This window comes from Pseudonocardia oroxyli, assembly GCF_900102195.1.
GTDB lineage: Bacteria > Actinomycetota > Actinomycetes > Mycobacteriales > Pseudonocardiaceae > Pseudonocardia > Pseudonocardia oroxyli.
The window spans coordinates 155323-171449 of sequence record NZ_FNBE01000016.1 but is presented as its reverse complement, the minus strand read 5'-3'; the positions used below and the strand labels follow the sequence as shown (position 1 = coordinate 171449).

Annotated in this window: 14 protein-coding genes; 2 read left to right on the top strand and 12 right to left on the bottom strand. The window is 70.0% G+C overall.

Annotated elements, in window-relative coordinates:
- The 7 genes from BLS43_RS22920 to BLS43_RS22890 all read right to left on the bottom strand — a co-directional run.
- A partial coding sequence (locus BLS43_RS22920) for an amidohydrolase family protein (RefSeq protein ID WP_176921488.1) occupies positions 1-446 on the bottom strand: 446 nt, incomplete at its 3' end.
- 191 nt (positions 447-637) lie between these two features.
- Positions 638-2284, bottom strand: a complete 1647-nt coding sequence (gene groL / locus BLS43_RS22915; protein WP_093088662.1) for a chaperonin GroEL — start codon at positions 2282-2284, stop codon at positions 638-640.
- 57 nt (positions 2285-2341) lie between these two features.
- Positions 2342-3118, bottom strand: a complete 777-nt coding sequence (locus BLS43_RS22910; RefSeq protein ID WP_143030176.1) for an iron-sulfur cluster assembly protein — start codon at positions 3116-3118, stop codon at positions 2342-2344.
- 104 nt (positions 3119-3222) lie between these two features.
- Positions 3223-3579: a propane 2-monooxygenase effector subunit MimD gene (gene mimD, locus BLS43_RS22905; protein WP_237197651.1), complete on the bottom strand. Its 357-nt coding sequence runs from the start codon at positions 3577-3579 to the stop codon at positions 3223-3225.
- The gene (locus tag BLS43_RS22900; RefSeq protein ID WP_093088660.1) at positions 3576-4676 is read right to left on the bottom strand and encodes an aromatic/alkene monooxygenase hydroxylase subunit beta; all 1101 of its coding nucleotides are present in this window, start codon (positions 4674-4676) and stop codon (positions 3576-3578) included. The genes mimD and BLS43_RS22900 overlap by 4 nt, the downstream gene beginning before the upstream one ends.
- Positions 4677-4727: 51 nt before the next feature.
- Complete coding sequence (locus tag BLS43_RS22895) at positions 4728-5777, bottom strand: FAD-binding oxidoreductase (RefSeq protein WP_093088659.1); 1050 nt, start codon at positions 5775-5777, stop codon at positions 4728-4730.
- Between the two features lie 111 nt (positions 5778-5888).
- Complete coding sequence (locus BLS43_RS22890) at positions 5889-7517, bottom strand: ferritin family protein (RefSeq protein ID WP_218129962.1); 1629 nt, start codon at positions 7515-7517, stop codon at positions 5889-5891.
- Positions 7518-7801: 284 nt separating this feature from the next.
- Between BLS43_RS22890 and BLS43_RS22885 the strand changes: the two genes are divergently transcribed.
- Positions 7802-9583, top strand: a complete 1782-nt coding sequence (locus BLS43_RS22885) for a sigma-54-dependent Fis family transcriptional regulator (protein WP_176921487.1) — start codon at positions 7802-7804, stop codon at positions 9581-9583.
- Between the two features lie 39 nt (positions 9584-9622).
- Here the strand turns inward: BLS43_RS22885 and BLS43_RS22880 are convergent, their stop codons facing one another.
- From BLS43_RS22880 to BLS43_RS22865, 4 genes are read right to left on the bottom strand one after another with little or no spacing between them, the layout of a single operon-like run.
- Positions 9623-9901, bottom strand: a complete 279-nt coding sequence (locus BLS43_RS22880) for a non-oxidative hydroxyarylic acid decarboxylases subunit D (RefSeq protein WP_093088656.1) — start codon at positions 9899-9901, stop codon at positions 9623-9625.
- Positions 9898-11325 carry a non-oxidative hydroxyarylic acid decarboxylases subunit C gene (locus tag BLS43_RS22875; RefSeq protein ID WP_093088691.1) on the bottom strand — a complete coding sequence of 476 codons (1428 nt, stop codon included), beginning with the start codon at positions 11323-11325 and terminating at the stop codon, positions 9898-9900. Before BLS43_RS22875 ends, BLS43_RS22880 begins: the two co-directional genes overlap by 4 nt.
- Before the next feature lie 4 nt (positions 11326-11329).
- Positions 11330-11824: a PNPOx family protein gene (locus BLS43_RS22870; RefSeq protein ID WP_093088655.1), complete on the bottom strand. Its 495-nt coding sequence runs from the start codon at positions 11822-11824 to the stop codon at positions 11330-11332.
- Entirely contained in the window at positions 11821-12414 is a 594-nt protein-coding gene (locus BLS43_RS22865) for a UbiX family flavin prenyltransferase (RefSeq protein ID WP_093088654.1), read from the bottom strand. The genes BLS43_RS22870 and BLS43_RS22865 overlap by 4 nt, the downstream gene beginning before the upstream one ends.
- Before the next feature lie 258 nt (positions 12415-12672).
- Here BLS43_RS22865 and BLS43_RS22860 point away from each other — a divergent pair, with 258 nt between their 5' ends.
- A complete protein-coding gene (locus tag BLS43_RS22860) occupies positions 12673-14502 on the top strand; it encodes a GAF domain-containing SpoIIE family protein phosphatase (RefSeq protein ID WP_093088653.1) in 1830 nt (609 codons plus the stop codon).
- A 174-nt stretch (positions 14503-14676) separates the two neighbouring features.
- Here BLS43_RS22860 and BLS43_RS22855 read toward each other — a convergent pair whose 3' ends face one another.
- Complete coding sequence (locus BLS43_RS22855; protein WP_093088652.1) at positions 14677-16074, bottom strand: M1 family aminopeptidase; 1398 nt, start codon at positions 16072-16074, stop codon at positions 14677-14679.
- Between the last annotated feature and the right edge of the window lie 53 nt (positions 16075-16127).

Genomic DNA, 16127 nt, shown 5'->3' with positions numbered 1-16127 from the left:
CCGTGCCACTCCGCAGTGTAGAGCTTGCAGCCCCTGAGCCCGAACCGCTTCGCGTCCTCACGCAGCTGCCGCAGCCCCTGCTCGCCCAAGCGCGGGTCCCAGCAGTGGTTGTAGGTGAGCTTGTCCGGGTGCGCCTTCGCCAGCGCCGACGCCTCCTCGGTCTGCCCGAACCCGTTCACGTAGAACTCGCCCAGCGCCGCGGGCTGGAAGATCGCGTGGTCCACGTGACCGACCTCGAACAGATCGTGCATCAGCCGGTCACCGCCCTGGTAGAGGTAGTCCTCGTAGGGCCAGACCTCGGACTCCGGGCTGAGGTTGCGGTGGTAGTCGTAGAAGCAGTCGATGAACTGCTTGCCGTGGATGTTGCGCTGATTCTCCGCTCGCGCGTCCCACAGCGCGACGTGGGCGTCGACGATGAAGTAGTCCTGCCCGTCCTTCGAGTACACCGTTGTCTCCTGTCCGTCGGTACCGGCGACCAGGGGCAGCCGGGCTGCCCGGCGGGGCCTCGCCGGATCTCACTTGTGATGGGTGTGCGGTGCGCGGGTGCAGGACCGGCCCTCGCGGAGCACGATCCGCGAGAGCCGGTCCCGCCGCTCCCCGGGACCCGGCGAGCGAGGGGTCCGGGGCGGTCCGGGTGTCAGTAGATGTTGGAGGGGCGCACCATGCCCTCGGCCAGGTCACCGAACTCCGGGTCGACGATCGCGCCGGGGTTGTGCAGCACCTCCTCGACGAGCAGGGTCTCGGTGGTGAGGAGCAGCGCCGCGATCGACGCCGCGCTCTGCAGGGCGGAGCGGGTGACCTTCAGCGGGTCGATGATCCCCGCCTCGAACAGGTCGACGTAGCGGCCCGTGGCCGCGTCGAAGCCCTGCTCGGCGGGCAGGTCGGCCAGGGCGGTGAGGACGTCCTGCGGCTCGTAGCCTGCGTTCGTCACGATCCACCGGGCCGGCTCCACGAGGGCGCGCGAGACGATTGCGGCGCCCTCCGCGGCGTCACCGTCGAGGTCCAACGTCCGGAGCACGCGCCGCGCCCGAAGCAGTGCGGCGCCCCCTCCCACGACCACGCCCTCGTCGATGGCGGCCCGGGTCGCGGCCAGGGAGTCCTCGACGCGGTGCTGCTTCTCCTTGAGCTCCACCCCCGTCGCGGCGCCGACCTCGATGACCGCCACGCTGCCGGAGAGGCGGGCGATGCGCTCCTGCAGGAAGTCCTGGTCCTGCTCGTTCTGAGCCCGCTCGAACTCCTTCTTCAGCTGCTCGATCCGCCGTGAGACGCCTTCGGCCGTTCCGGCTCCGCCGACGATGGTGGTCTCGTTCTCGGTGACGGTGATCCGGCTGCACCGGCCGAGGTGCTCGAGTGTGACGCCGCTGAGGTTCAACCCGGCCTCTCCCGTGATCACCTTGCCGCCGACGACGGCCGCCACGTCGTTGAGCTGCGCGAGACGACGGTGCCCGAAGCCCGGGGCGCGCACCACGACCGAGCGGAACGTGTCGTGGACGTTGTTCGCCACCAGCATCCCCAGGGCGGGCCCGTCCATGTTCTCGGCGACCACCACGAGCGGCGACCCGGTGGGCCGTACCTTCTCCAGGACCGGCATCAGGTCCTGGACCTGTGAGATCTTCTCGTTGGTGAGCAGGATGTACGGATCCTGGAAGACGGTCTCCATCCGGTCGGTGTCGGTGGCCATGTAGGCCGACACGTAGCCGTGGTCCCAGACCAGCCCGTCGACGAAATGGACGTCCATCCCGAGACGGGCGGACTCCTCGACCGTGACGATCCCTTCCTGCCCGACGCGTGCCATCGCCGCCGCGATGACCTTGCCGATGCGTGGGTCGTTGGCGGCAAGCGTGGCCACGCGCTGCAGCTCCGCTTCGCCCTCCACGGTGCGGGCGCCCGCCCTCAGCTCCTCGACGACCGCCTCCACGGCGTCCTCGATGCCGCGCCGCAGGACCATCGGGTTGGCACCCTGCTCGACGGCGAGCAGGCCCTGGTGCACGAGCGCCTGAGCCAGGACGGTCGCCGTCGTGGTGCCGTCGCCCGCGACGCCGTTCGTCTTCATGGCGACTTCCTTGACCAGCTGGGCGCCCATGTTGGCGAACGGGTCCCGCAGCTGGATCTCCCGCGCGATGGTCACCCCGTCGTTGGTGATCGTCGGAGCGCCGGTGAGCTTCTCGATCACCGCGTTGCGGCCCTTGGGGCCGAGGGTGACTCGTACCGCGTTGGCCAGGGCGTCGACCCCGGTCTTGAGCAGTTGCCGGGCTTCGACGTTGAAGCGCAGGTCCTTGGCCATCGTGCTGGTCCTCTCGTGAACGGTGTCTGCTTCATGCCATGTGTCGCGTGGCGCGCGTCAGGTCGGCTGGACCGCGTCCCGTCGGGTCTGGAGGGTTCGGCACAGAGCCGCGTTGTGCTCGTGGCCCGTCCGAACGGCCCGGGCGCGCTGCAGAGTCCGAATGTGGTGGTGCTCGGACGAGGCGTCTCCCGCATCGACGAGCAACAGCGCGCCGGGATCCGGGGACAGCCCCAGGACGTCACGTCGGCGCAGGAGCCGGGCGCCCGCGTCCTCCGGCAGATCGCCCACCCGAGCCTCGGCCAGGCGGTCGATCGTCCATCCCTCCGCGAGCAGGCGCTCGCATGCGCGGGCGAGACAGGCCAGGTGGGCTTGCTCCTCCACCGCCCGACGCAACTCCGCGAGCTCGTCGTCCCGGGCAGCGGAGGCGCTGCCGGGTCGGCTCGGCGAGCCGACCCGGCGATTGATCTCGTCCGCCGCGACGTGATCCTCCAGGCGGATCTCGGCCTCGAGGATCTCGGGTATCGCCCGAACCGCGTCCGCGACATCAGCGACCATGACCGTCGCCGACGCCGATGCGCAGAACCGCGTCGGCAGCCGGAGACGGACGAGCACCACGCCGTAGGGCCCGGGCATGAGCTCGCGGACCACGATCTCGGTGACGAACCCGAGCTCGGCGACCGGCTCGTCGAGCTCGGGGTCGTGCACCGTCTCCAAGGCGCCCCACACCAGTGCACGGATCAGCGCTCGCCCGCTGTCCTCGGTGCTCGTGGAGGTGTGGACCCCCTCCCCCAGGCAGGACCTGCTGTGTCGGCTGGGGGCGCCGTCGATGGGCATCTCGCTGGACCTCGGTTCCGCAGGGACAGGGATGGGCCGGAGGCCCTGGGGCCGCACCGCCCCGCTCGGACACGGGGCGGCGCCGGCTCGTCAGGACGGGCTCGTCACTCGACGGGTCGCAGATCGAAGTCGATGTACTCGGCCGCGTCCTCGGGGTTCGCGAACAACATCGTCCGGTCATCGAAGTGGACCATGCGCCCGTAGTGGGTGGACATGATCTCCTCGAAGTCCGTCTGGTCGAACTCCTCGCCGATGATTCCGGTGATCTCGTCGAAGTCGAAGACCAGGACGTTCTGCGCGTCGACCCGGATCATCGAGGGGAACTCCTCGACCGTGACCCCGTCCTTGCCGCGCAGGATGTCGGCGACGATGTAGCCGATCTGGTTGTTCATCAGGGTGACGCCGCACATGTTCGACGAGCCGGTGTCGGCGCCGAACCGGGGCTTCTGGGTGCTGGTCACGCGGACAGCTCCTTGGGCTCGGGGAGGTCGAGGTCGGTCAGGAACTCACGGAAGGCGTCGACCGCCGCGCTCCAGGAGTCGGCGAAGGTCAGGACCTTCTCGTGGGGCTGCGACCAGATCGGCTGCAGCTCTTGGGCCGCACGGACGCTGACGGGGACCCAGCGCTCGAGCCACTCGCCCAGGACACGCTTGTTGTGCTCGCCGTGCTCCGGGTCCTTCGTGAGCAGGCTGAACAGGGCACGGGTGTAGCGGTGGTCCCGGTCGTAGTCGTTCTCACCGGCACCGACCAGCGTCGGGGTGACATAGTCCCCGTTGCGGGCGGCGATCTGCATGACCAGCCCGCTGCGGAACAGCACGCCGACCAGCGGCTCGAAGACCACGTTGGTGGCGAACAGCGACTCCGCCCAGTCGCCGATGGCGGTGAGCCGCTCCACGTTCTCCCGCACGCCCTGCCACACCGGGTCGGAGTGCCAGGCCGAACGGTGCACCGTTCCGTCGAAGCCGTCGATGGACTCCGTCAGGTCCAGGTTGTACAGAGCCAGGTCCTGCGCGAAGCGCAGCTTGTGGGTGCTGTTGACCGCGATCGCGTTGTTGATCATGTTGGTGGGAGCCGACCGCTGCTCGGACATGAACACGTGCATGCCCAGACCGTGCTCGGCGTGCATCCACGCGCCGATGTGCTTCTCCACGAACCGGACCCAGCCCGCACTCCAGCCGGCGTAGGCGTTCGCCTTCTTCGCGTTCGCGAGGTTCAGCTGGATCTGCCGGACGATGTTCGAGTTGTTCCGGAAGATCGTCTGCTCCCACTCCTCATTGGGGTCGAGGAAGGCGTGCCAGTTCGCCGAGCGCAACTCGGTCCACTCCTTGGGGTAGCCCCCGGGGCCGTCCCCGAAGCCGTAGATCCAGCCCTGGGTCAGGTGGCGGTCCGGATCGGGCTGGACGTCCACGGTGACGTCCTCGTACATGGTGGCCCGCAGCTTGGCGGGAGTGAAGTAGTTGTAGGTACGGCTCTTGGAGCTGGGGAAGTCGAGCAACCCGGCTTCGGCACCCGTGAATTCGGGCTTCGGGAAGCTGCGCTCCGTGGTGGGGCTCGCCATCGAGCACTCCTCTTCGGCGTCGTTGTGACTCGGGACAGGGACCCGCGGCGGCTAGTCCGCCGCGGCCGTGATCGTGAACTTGTCGTAGAAGACCTGGTCCGTGGGCACACCCAGACCCTCGAGCACCGGCAGGGCGGCGTCGATCATCGGAGGCGGTCCGCAGAGGTAGACGTCGCACGCGCGCAGGTTCGGCTCGCGCTCGCGCAGCACCTCGGTGACCAGGCCCGTCGCGCCACCGGGAAAGGTCGCAGGCCAGTCTTCCGGCCAGCTCTCCGACAGACACGGCACGTAGGTGAGGTTCGGGAGCGCCTCCGCCAAGGCGGCGATCTCCGTCGTCATGATCAGGTCGGCCTCGTTGCGGGCGCCGTAGTAGTACACGACCTCACGGTCGCTCCCGCTGTCCGCCATCTGGCGCAGGAGCGCCAGCAGCGCGGACATCCCGGCCCCGCCCGCGACGAACACCAACCGCCGGTCCGAGGAGACGCGCAGGGTGAACGCGCCGTACGGCCCGGTCACCGTGAGCGCGTCGCCGACCTTCAGCTCGTTGGCCAGCTTCTCGGAGAACAGGCCCCCGGGGTACTTCTTGATGATGAGATCGAGGATCCCGTCGGCCTGGTTCGCACAGGCCATCGAGAAGGACCTGGACACGTCGGTACCCGGCACCGCGATGTCGATGTACTGGCCCGGGTGGAACCGGAAGGCTGACGGCTCGTCGAGCGCCAGTCTGACGTGCACGATGTCGTGGGTCAGCTCGGTGACCGAGGCGATCGTGGTCTGCGCCGTCACGACCGGCAGGCCCGACCTGATCATGTCCTCGTCGTAGTTCTCGAGCTCGATCTCCAGATCGCCGTACGCGTGGGCACGGCACATCAGGATGTAGCCCTCGTCGCTCTCGTAGTCGGCGAGGGCGAAGGTCGAATAGCGTCCCATCTGCACGTCACCGTCCAGCACGAACGCCTTGCAGGCGGAGCACTGACCCTCACGGCACCCGTGCATCAGGGAGATCCCCTGCCGGAACGCCGCGTCGAGGACGGTCTCGTCCTCAGCCGCCTTGATCTCGATCCCGACCGGCTCGAACCGGACGACGTGTTCGTCGGCCATGGTGCTTGCTCCTCACCGTGAGTGGAGCGGGTGCGGCGTGACCGGTGGGCCTCGCGGTGCACACCGCGACATGCACACCGAGGGGCTCCGGTCACGCCGCGCCCACAGGGATCAGGCGACCGAGGTGGTCACATTCGGATTGGCCTTGTACTCGGCGATGTGGGCCTCGCGCTCGGCATCGGTCATCTCGTTCAGCAGCACGTTCGGGCTCTGGAACTCGATGCCCCGGAGCTTGTCGATCGTCCACAGCTTCTTCGGGTCCGAAAGGTCCAGGTGCGGCTGCGGGATGAGGGTCTTGCCGTCGTCACGGATGTAGCCGAGGTCGGTGACGATGTCGGCGAGGTCCCGACCGTGGTGCAGCGACTCCCACTCGCGCTTGCCGGTCAGCCGCCCCATGTTCGGGGTGGCCCGACCCTCGTACTCCGGCCGGAACGCGACGGCGTCGGTCCAGTGACAGGTCTCCGAGCAGTAGGTACGCCACTGGTCGTCCACCTTGTCGGTGACCATGTCCTCACGGATGAGGCAGGGCACCATGCAGGTCCAGCACCGGTGCGGGTACTGGTACTGCACGTCCTCGAACGCGATGGGCTTGTGGCCGTTCGGCTTGCTCAACCGGGCGTAGGCCTCCCACCACTTGCCGAACTGGTTGTACCAACCCGGGTACTTGTGCTCGAACCACTCGAAGTCGGTGTCGGTCATCGGGTCGATGCGCCAGTAGTTCACCGGCCAGCCGGTCGCGAAGAACTGCGCGACGCGGTGGACGTAGAAGCCGTTGTTGATCCGCTCCCACGACTTCTCGACGAGGTCGTGCGGGATCGTCAGACCGTACTTCTCGAGCGGGATCAGGTAGCTGCGGTAGTAGTCGTCGTAGATCCACCGCTGCCACATCTCCGCGTACGAGTCGCGGTCCTTGCGGCGGTCCTTGCTGCCGTACTCGATGAACGTGCCGATCGCCGCGTCGACGACGCAATGGTTGTTCCACCACGCGTAACGGAGGTCCCGCTCGAGCAGCACCCGGTTGTCCTCGTCGGCCAGCGCCATCAGCAGGATGGAGTAGCCGTTGGAGATGTGCCGCGACTCGTCGGACTGGACCGAGTGGAAGACCGTCGGCAGCAGGTAGTCGCCGTTGGCGGCCGCCTCGCTGGGCATCGCGACGAACAGGGTGTTGGTGAACGCGGTCTCGGCCACCACCGTGAGGTAGATGTTGGCCGCGGTGATCGCGTCGCCGGTGATGAAGCCCTCGCCGAACTGGCGACCGATCGTGCCCGCGTAGTTGTTCGCGAAGGCCTTCTCGGTCATGTCGAAGCCGGCCGGGTCGATGTAGTGGTTCATGTACAGCCGCTTGAGGTTCATCTGGATCGTCGAGTGCCGCACCTCGTCGATCATCTGAACCGCGAGCCCGTTGTGGATCTCCGGGTTCGGGACGGCGTCGATGGCCATCGGCATCGCCCTGGCCGCCGAGATCTCCGGGAAGGGGATGATGGACAGGAAGAGCTTCTGCCACTCCATCCACCGCTCCTGCACCTGGCGGAACATGTTGCCCCGGATGGCGCCGTCCATGGCTCCGAAGACCCGGCTGTCCTTCTCCTCCTCCATCGGGAAGTAGGAGCGCAGGATCTGCTTGAGCGGGTCCTTCTTGGGAGCGTTGTCGAACGTGTAGTCCGTTCCGAAGCGCTTCGCGGGGGTCGCGAAGGTCGGCTCCCACGAAAGCTCAGTGATCTTCTTGTGCGCCTTGCTCATACTCTGCCGGCTCACGTCTTGACCTCCTGGGTCGTACGGTCGGTCGCGATGGGTCCGCGTCGTCGTCTCCGGGGCCCGGTCCTCGAGCCCGGCGTTCGGGCCGCGGGTCGTCGTCGTGTCGCTACCGGGCCAGTTCTCCGGTGCGCTGAATCACACACGACGCGAGCGGCGAGCGGTGTCTCAATCCTGGGACGCGTGAGACGCGGTTGTGGCACCGCCCCCGGCGAAGCGCGCACAATTGCCTCGCTGCCGGCTCTCAGCCGTGATGGATGGAGAAGGAGACGATGACGTCACCGTTGCAGACCGTGGACGAGCACGCGGTCGCTCATGCGCGCGCGGAGTTCCTCTCGGAGGCGTCCGTGGCGACGACGGCTGTGCGCGACCAGATCCTCACGTCCTGGCGACGCTCGCAGCTCGCCGAGCTCAGCATCGATCGCGTCGACGTGCGGTATGCCGGTGACCCCGATCTCGGTACTCCCCTCATGCAGTGCGCGAGCCCCGCGCTGCGGCAGCTGAGCAGCCAGCTCGCGGCGTCTCCGGTGAGCATCGTGTTGACCGACGCGGCCGGGACGGTCGTGTCGCGGACGTCGAGCGACCGCGGGCTGCTTCGCAAGCTCGACGAGATCCGCCTCGCGCCCGGCTTCACCTACGCCGAGGACGAGGTCGGGACCAATGGCATCGGCACGGCGCTGGTCCTCGGACACCCCCTCTACGTTCTCGGGAGCGAGCACTACTCGGAGGGTCTGAACGACCTGGCCTGCTTCGGCGCCCCCATCGTGCATCCCCTGACGGAGGAGCCGGTGGGGCTGCTCGACCTGACCTGCCGAAACGTGCACTCCGACCGCTGGCTGCCCGCACTCGTCGCGCAGACCGCCCGCTCCATCTCCCAGGAGCTCCTCACAGCCTCCTGTGAACGCGAGCTCGCCCTGCTCGCCCACTACCAGGTCGCCTGCCGATCGACGAACCTCCCGGTCCTCGCCGTGAGTACCGACGTCACGATGATCAACGAAACCGCACGGCTGAGCCTGACGCCGTCGGACCACGAGGCCATCGTGGCCCTCGTGGGCGACCGGTTGCGCTCCGGGCGTGCGAGATCAGCGACCGTGGCCTTGTCGGGCGGCACGCCCGCCCATGTGTCGATCACCCCGGTCAAGGACAAGAGGGATCAGGTCGGGGGCTACATCCTCGTCGTCCACATCAACCCGCCCACGGTGGTGCGACGCACGGAACCCCACGTCCCCTCCACGCCGCTTCCCGACGTCGTCGGGTCCAGCCCCGTCTGGCGCAACCGCGTCGCCGAGGCCCTCTCGGCGTTCGGCTCGGACGGGGGGCTGCTCCTGACGGGCGAGCACGGGATCGGTAAGACCCACCTCGCGAAGGCTCTTCATCGACGTCTCGCCCCCGGCCGTTTCAGCACGCTGCTGGACATGCGAGACCCGGCGACCGTTCTGCCCTCCCACCTCGGCGAACCGAGCGACGACGGGCTCGAGCCCTCCAGCCTGATCCTCGCGCACCTCGACGAGGTCCCGTGGAACCGACGACGCGAGGTGAGCCGCTGGCTCGACGGGGTCCGTGCCGAACGAGGGTTGGTCCGTGTCGCAGCGACATGTAGTTCGGCGCAGCTTCCGGAGGACATGTCTCACCACTTCGGCGCCGAGGTACGGCTCCCCGTGCTCCGGGAACGCGTGAGCGACATCGAGGAGCTGGCCGTCCATCTCACCGGGCGGATTCCCGCAGCCAGGCGCCTTCGTTGCGCGGACGAGACGCTGAGGATCCTGGCTCGGGGCCGGTGGCCCGGCAACGTGGCGGAGCTCCGAGACTGTCTCCGCCGGGCAGCACTCTCCTGTGACGGTGAGGTCATCCGACCGGAGCATCTACCCTCGCAGTACCGCAAGGTCGGACGCCGCCTGCTGTCTCCACTGGAGTCGTTGGAGCGAGACGCCATCATCGACGCGCTCGAGGCCAACGACGGTGACAAGGTCCATGCGGCTGCGGCACTCGGCATGTCCCGCTCGACGATATATCGCAGGATCCAGCGATACGGCATCGACCTCTTCACCGGGTGACGGGCACCGCCCTGCCTTCCGAGTCGTCGACGGTCGTCATCACGAGCCCCCGGGGGCGTCCCCGGCGCGGAGCGGCGGGATGGTGGGTGCGACGGGCAGGGTGGCCAGCTGATCGGGAGTGAGGCGGAACGCCTCCGGGTAGTGGTCGGGGTCGGTGTTCTCGGCCGGCTCCGTCGACCGCCAGGTGTAGAGGCACGTGCTGCACGAGAAGAGGGTCCAGACCCCCGGCACCGGCGAGGTGGCCTGCACGCCGACCGTCGTCGAGCGACAGCGCGGGCAGGCGGTGGGCCGGTCGGCCGCGCCGTCGTCGACCGTCATCCCCGGAGCTCCTTGATCATCGTCGCGAGCCTGGCGCGCCAGGCGTCGGTCGTCTGCGGGGTGTCGAGCTCCTCGCCGTAGTCGCCCCGGACGTCCGGGGCGACCGGCGTCGTCGCATCGATGATCATCTTGTGGATGACACCCGTCGGCTGACCGGCCGGGTTGAGCAGGTTCGTGGAGAGGTTCGGCAGGATCATGACGTCGCTCGCAGGGTTGACCTTGACCGACATCGCCCACATCACCTGCGCGAGGTTGAAGGGGTCGACGTCCTCGTCGACGACGATGACCATCGTGGCGTAGCCGAGGCCGTGGGACGTCGTGAGCAGCCGCATGCCGATCGCCTTCGCGAACCCGCCGTACCGGGTCCCCGTGGAGACGATCACCACCAGCCCGTGCGTGTAGAGAGCGTTGACCGCCGTCACCTCGGGGAACGCCTCGTGGAGCTGCACGAAGATCGGAGCGCTCGTCGTCATCGCCTGGAGGTAGTCGATCTCGGTCCAGGGCCGGCCCACGTACACGGCGTCGAAGATCGGGTCGGTGCGGTGGAACACGCGGTCGATCTCGATGACCGGGTACTCGTGGCAGCCTGAGTAGTAGCCGGGGAACTCGCCGAACGGGCCCTCCATCTCGCGGTGCCGCGCGAGGATGCGCCCCTCCAGGACGAACTCCGACCCCCGCGGGACGTCGAGGCCCGTGCTGGTGCGGACGACCTGGTAGGGGTGGCCCTGCACGGCCGCGGCCATCCGGTACTCGAGCTGGTCGTAGAGCATCGGGGTCGCGGCCATGAGCGTGATCAGCGGGTCGTTCCCGAGCGCGATCGCGACCGGCAGGTCCTCGCCGCGTTCCTCGGCGTGCGCGAGGTGGATGGCGATGTCGTGCTGGGGCACCGTCTGGATGCCGAGCCGGTTGCGGCCCTTGACCTGGAGGCGGTAGACGCCGACGTTCTCGACGTCGTCGTTGTCCGGGTCGTCCGGGTCCCGGCTCACCACGCAGGGCTTGTCGATGAACATGGCGCCGTCACCGCGGTTGAGCCGGAACAGCGGCATGAGCTCGTAGAGGTTGATGTCGTGGTCGACGACGTTCTCCTGCCACGGCGCGTCCGACACGCGCTCCAGCTCGCCGGGGTAGCGCTGGTAGCCCTCCACGAAGCGCTCGAACTGCTCGCGGGGCGACGCGTCCGGCTCGAGCCCCAGGGCCAGCGCGTGGTTGGGCCAGGAACCGTGGACGTTCATCACCAGGCGGGCGTTCGCGTAGCCCCCGATGTCGGTGAACTCGATCGCCGGGCTGCTCTCGCCGAGCTTGGTGAGGGCGCAGGCCGCCGCCGCCACGTCCGGCTCCAGGGCGACCCGATCGGTGATGTGCAGGAGCTGTTTGTGCTTGTCCAGCGCGTCGAGGAAGGCCCGGAGGTCCGCGTACGGCCCCATCCCGTCAGCCCGCCGCACGCATCGCGGTGATCTGGCGTTCCCAGCGCCCGAGCACCGTCTGCGGGTCGTGGAGCGCGAACGTCACGCCGGTGACGACGTCGGCGTAGGGCGCCCGGTGCTCGCGGATCTGCTCCACCTCGGCCTCGAACATCGCCAGGGGGACGCCGTGGGCGTCCGGCAGGCGGCGGGCCCGGGCCCGCAGCTCGCAGACCCCGCCGTCGAGCGAGAGCGTCAGCGCGAGCCGGCCGTCGCGGACGAGGTTCGCCGCGACCGTGGACTCGGGGTACACGACGAACCGCACCCGTCCGGACGGGAGGGCGAGCACGTCCCCCGCGCTGAGCAGCGACGCGTGCGGCCAGCCTGCGGAATCCACCGTGGACAGTCGCACCGCCTGCGTCCTGGCCAGCAGGTCCGACCCGTCGAGGTAGGCGGCCACGGCGTCCGGAACCGCCGCGGCGTCGGAGGTCCGGGCCGGGGTGTAGCGGTGTTCGCTGGTCATGCGTCAACCTCTCCGAGGGGGCTGGGGCCGGGATGGGTGCCCGACCACCGCTTCATCCCCGCCATGTCGAGGCCGAAGACGTCCAGCACCCGCCCGACGGTGTGGTCGACCAGGTCGTCGATCGTCTCGGGGCCCTGGTAGAAGGCGGGCACCGGCGGCGCGATGACCGCCCCCATCCGGCTGAGGGCCAGCATGTTCTCCAGGTGCACGCTGGTGAGCGGGGTCTCGCGGGCCAGCAGGACGAGGGGGCGTCGCTCCTTGAGCGTCACGTCGGCGGCCCGCGCGAGGAGGTCGTCGGCAAGGCCGAAGCGGATCGCCGCGAGCGTCTTCATGCTGCACGGCGCCACGATCATCCCGTCGTGCCGGAAGGAGCCGCTGGAGATCGGCGCGGCCTGGTTGTTGCGGGCGTGGAAGGACGAGGCGAGCGCGGCGACCTCACGGACCGTGAGGCCGGTCTCCTTGGTGATGGTGACCTCTGCCCAGCGGCTCAGGACGAGGTGCGTCTCGACGTCCATGTGCGCCAACGTCCTCAGTAGGCGGACGCCGAAGACCGCGCCGGTCGCGCCGGTCATCGCGACGACCACCCGCATGCGGCCCTCCGCGTCGCGTTGCTGGAACTGGCGAGCAGCTGCGCCGCAGCTCGCGGGCAGATCAACTCTGCCGAGCCCTGCAAATCTCGTCAATCGACCGAACAGCCCTCGTGATCTTCACCTGGCCGGGTGCGCAGCTGACGACGAACAGCGTGGCGGAGACACTCGTCCGCGACGTCTCTTCGTTACCCGCCGGCGCGCGACTTCACGCGGCCGACGGGGCAGAATGGCCCGGCGGCACACCCCGGTAGGAGCTCGATGACCCACGCGCAGCACGGTGCCACGGACCCCGCGTCCGTGTTGTGCGATCCCGGCCGCGCTCGCGTCCTGGGCCGGATCGGGCTCGGCGCCGAGACCGACTCGCGCTGCGACGAGCTCGCCGCCTGGGTCACCGAAGCCCTCGACGTCCCCGTCGCCCTCGTGTCCCTCGTCCGGGAGGACGAGCAGGTCTTCCCCGGCATGACCGGCCTGCCCGAGCCGTGGGCGGCGAAGCGTGCCACCCCGTTGAGCCACTCGTTCTGCCAGCACGTCGTGATCACCGCCGCGCCGCTCGTGGTGACCGACGCCCGGGAGGATCCGCTGGTCCGGGACAACCTCGCCATCCCCGACCTCGGTGTCGTCGCGTACGCCGGCATGCCCCTGACCGACGCCGACGGGACCGTCCTCGGCTCGCTGTGCGCCATCGACACCCGCCCCCGGCACTGGACCGACGCCGAGCTCGGCGTCCTCGAACGGATCGCCGCGGCCTGCTCGGCGGAGCTGCGGCTGAGACTGGCCCGCTACGACACCGACCGCGAGCTCGACCGCCGCGATGCCGTCGAGGCCGCCCACCTGCGCGCCCTGGACCGCAGCCACATCCTGCTCACCGCCGCGCGCGCCTTCGGCGACGCCACCACCGTCGCCGATGCCCTGACCAGGCTCGCCGAGCTGCTCGACGCCGAGTTCACACCCACCCTGCTCGTCCCCGTCCTCGTCGAGGGCGACCGTCTGCACCGGCTCGGAGACGCGGGTGACCCCCACCCCGCGCGCTTCGCCCGCCACGACGCGACCCCCGCCGCCACCGCGATCCGCGAGGGCCGCCTGGTCCATCACCCCGACCGGGCCTCGTTCGAGACCCGCTACTCCGCCGCAATGATCGCGACCTTCCGCAGGCTCGACCTGCAGACCTGCGTGGCCGTGCCGCTCCTCGACGCGGGCGGCCCCTGCGGCGCGGTGGTCCTCGCCTGGGACCGTCCCGATGCGGTCGAGCCCGGCGACCTGCTCACCCTCGCCTCCGTCGCAGGCTACGCGGGTCAGGCCATCGGCCGGGCCGGGCTGCTCGAACACCGGATCGCCGTCGCCCACGCCCTGCAGAACGCCATGCTCAGCCCACTCCCGCAGGTCGACGACCTGCAGATGGCCCGCCGCTACTCCCCCGCCGACGCCCGCGAGAACGTCGGCGGCGACTGGTACGACGCCGCCCCGCTCATCGATCGACCCGACGGCCCCGGACACCGACGCCTCATGGTCTCGGTCGGCGACATCGTGGGCCACACCCTCGACGCCGCCACCCACATGGGCCAGATCCGCTCCATGCTCCGCCAGGCCGCGTGGGACCATCTCGGCGAACCCCCCTCCGTCGCGCTGCGGGCCGTCGACGACCTGAACCGAGGGCTGGGCCTGGGTGCCGCGGGGAGCGCGTTCGTCGGCTACCTCGAGGAGCCGAGTCCCGGACGGTGGGCGCTGACCTGGACCAACGCCGGCCACCCACCGCCGGTTCTGCTCGCCCCCGACGGCACGGTCGAGCTCCTCGACGAACACGACACCCTCTTCGGGTTCGCCGCCCTCGCCGAGCTGCCCCGCACCGACCACACCCGTGCCGTCCCGCCCGGGGCGACCCTGTTCCTCTACACCGACGGGCTCGTCGAACACGGCGGCGGCAGCATCGACGAGGGCATCGCCGATCTCCTGGCGCTGCTCCGGCGCCACCACGATCTCCCCGTCCGCGACCTCGTCGACACCGTCGTGGACGTGCTCGCCCCCGAGGTGCCCGACGACGTCGTCGCCTTCGCCGTCCGCTTCCCCGTCCGGACGGACTCCGGGGCCTGACCTGCCGGCGCCGCCGAGCCCTCGACCTCGCAGTCTCGACCTCGCCGGGCGGTGGCTCGGCCCCGGCGCCGCGGTCCGGCGCTTGGACGCTGCGACACCGGCCGCCGTCTCCCGGCTCGTCCTCGACCGTTCCTCTTCGAGGACGGCACTGGCGGGATGACCGACCGGCGAGAGCTACCCCTGGACCGCGCCGGCGCGGTCCAGGATCTCGACCGCCTCCGGGTACGCCTGGAGGGCGGCGGCGAGGTCGGTCGGGGTGGCCACGCGGTGCGCGTTCGCCCGCACGTAGCCGCGGACGGCCTCGTCGAACGCCTCCGCGCCCACCCGGTCCCGGGCGGCGAGCAGCGTCGCGGCGCCCTGGTCGTAGACGGCGCTGGTGTAGCGGTCGAAGCCGCCGTTCTCGGCCCAGTAGGACATGGGCTCGCCCATCCGTCCGTCGACGCGGCCCGAGGTGCCCGGGTCGCGGTAGTAGTCCAGGTCGCCGCCGGCGAGGGCTTCGCCGTAGGTCGCCAGGGACTCGTCGAGCCACGGGTCGCGGGCCTGGTTGTTGCCGACGAGGGCGTAGAACCACTGGTGGGCGAGCTCGTGCGGGACCAGCCCGGCCAGCTCGCGCTGCCGGACGTCCCCGAACTGCAGCGCGGTGGGGAACTCCGTGCCGTCGCTCTGGCCCGGGGTGACGGTGACCCAGAGGTCCTCGTAGGGGTACGGGCCGAAGAGGGCGGTCAGCCTGCCCAGCGCCGACGCGGCCTCCTCGGCCCAGCGCTCCGGGTCGGTCCGGGTTCCGGCGCTGGGGGTGGCGACGTGCAGCGCGACCCCGTCGACGTCGCGCTCGAGCAGGTCGTAACGTCCGACGCCGACGGTGACGTCTCGGACGGCGTCCGCGCTGAACCGGTGCACGGTGGTGGAGTCCTGCGGTTCCGGCCTGCCCACCCCGCTCACCCGATATCCCTCGGGGGCGGTGACGGTGAGATCGGTGAGTCGGAAGGCCTCGCTGGTCGCGGTCTCGCCGTTGATGGTGACCGCGTCGTCTCGGGCCCATCCTCGGCCGCGTTCCCAGGCGAGGAGGGGGAATCCGGAGCCGAACCAGGCGGTCTCGGTCGAGGGTGAGTGGCCGACCCGTTCGTCGGCGTCTGCGCCCAGGGTGAGGGTGAAGTCCAGCTCGGCCGTGACCGTCCGGCCAGGATCGGCGCACTGCGGCAGCGGCAGCTCGACGAGGGTGCCGGGTGCACCGGCCGGAGCCCCGGCCGCCTCGACCCGAGGGCTGACCCCGGCTCCGTCGACGCTCGCCCGGTCGACCACGAGCGATGCACCGGTGGCGGACGTGGTCGGGTTGTTCGGCCACGCGCGGAACACCAGCTCACAGATCGGGGCGTCTGGGGTGAACCGCACGGTCTCCCGCCCGGCCACCCGGTCCAGCCCGGGAGCGACGTCGAAGGCCAGCTCCACCACCGGGCGCTCGGCCCACAGGGTGGTGCCATAGCCCCCCGGTGCCGCGGGAGCCGCTGGGGCCCCGGCGCAGGCCGCCGCCCCGGTCAGGATCATCGCCATCGCGATCACCCGGATCCGTTTCATGCCCACCTCCCCCGTACATCCGAACGCAGCGCCCATCCGGTTCACCCCGCAGT

Excerpts from the sequence above, each read along its gene's own strand:
- groL (WP_093088662.1), bottom strand. The coding sequence starts at position 2,284 with ATGGCCAAGGACCTGCGCTTCAACGTCGAAGCCCGGCAACTGCTCAAG.
- BLS43_RS22910 (WP_143030176.1), bottom strand. The coding sequence starts at position 3,118 with ATGCCCATCGACGGCGCCCCCAGCCGACACAGCAGGTCCTGCCTGGGG.
- BLS43_RS22900 (WP_093088660.1), bottom strand. The coding sequence starts at position 4,676 with ATGGCGAGCCCCACCACGGAGCGCAGCTTCCCGAAGCCCGAATTCACG.
- BLS43_RS22895 (WP_093088659.1), bottom strand. The coding sequence starts at position 5,777 with ATGGCCGACGAACACGTCGTCCGGTTCGAGCCGGTCGGGATCGAGATC.
- BLS43_RS22890 (WP_218129962.1), bottom strand. The coding sequence starts at position 7,517 with ATGAGCAAGGCGCACAAGAAGATCACTGAGCTTTCGTGGGAGCCGACC.
- BLS43_RS22885 (WP_176921487.1), top strand. The coding sequence starts at position 7,802 with ATGACGTCACCGTTGCAGACCGTGGACGAGCACGCGGTCGCTCATGCG.
- BLS43_RS22880 (WP_093088656.1), bottom strand. The coding sequence starts at position 9,901 with ATGACGGTCGACGACGGCGCGGCCGACCGGCCCACCGCCTGCCCGCGC.
- BLS43_RS22875 (WP_093088691.1), bottom strand. The coding sequence starts at position 11,325 with ATGGGGCCGTACGCGGACCTCCGGGCCTTCCTCGACGCGCTGGACAAG.
- BLS43_RS22870 (WP_093088655.1), bottom strand. The coding sequence starts at position 11,824 with ATGACCAGCGAACACCGCTACACCCCGGCCCGGACCTCCGACGCCGCG.
- BLS43_RS22865 (WP_093088654.1), bottom strand. The coding sequence starts at position 12,414 with ATGCGGGTGGTCGTCGCGATGACCGGCGCGACCGGCGCGGTCTTCGGC.
- BLS43_RS22860 (WP_093088653.1), top strand. The coding sequence starts at position 12,673 with ATGACCCACGCGCAGCACGGTGCCACGGACCCCGCGTCCGTGTTGTGC.
- BLS43_RS22855 (WP_093088652.1), bottom strand. The coding sequence starts at position 16,074 with ATGAAACGGATCCGGGTGATCGCGATGGCGATGATCCTGACCGGGGCG.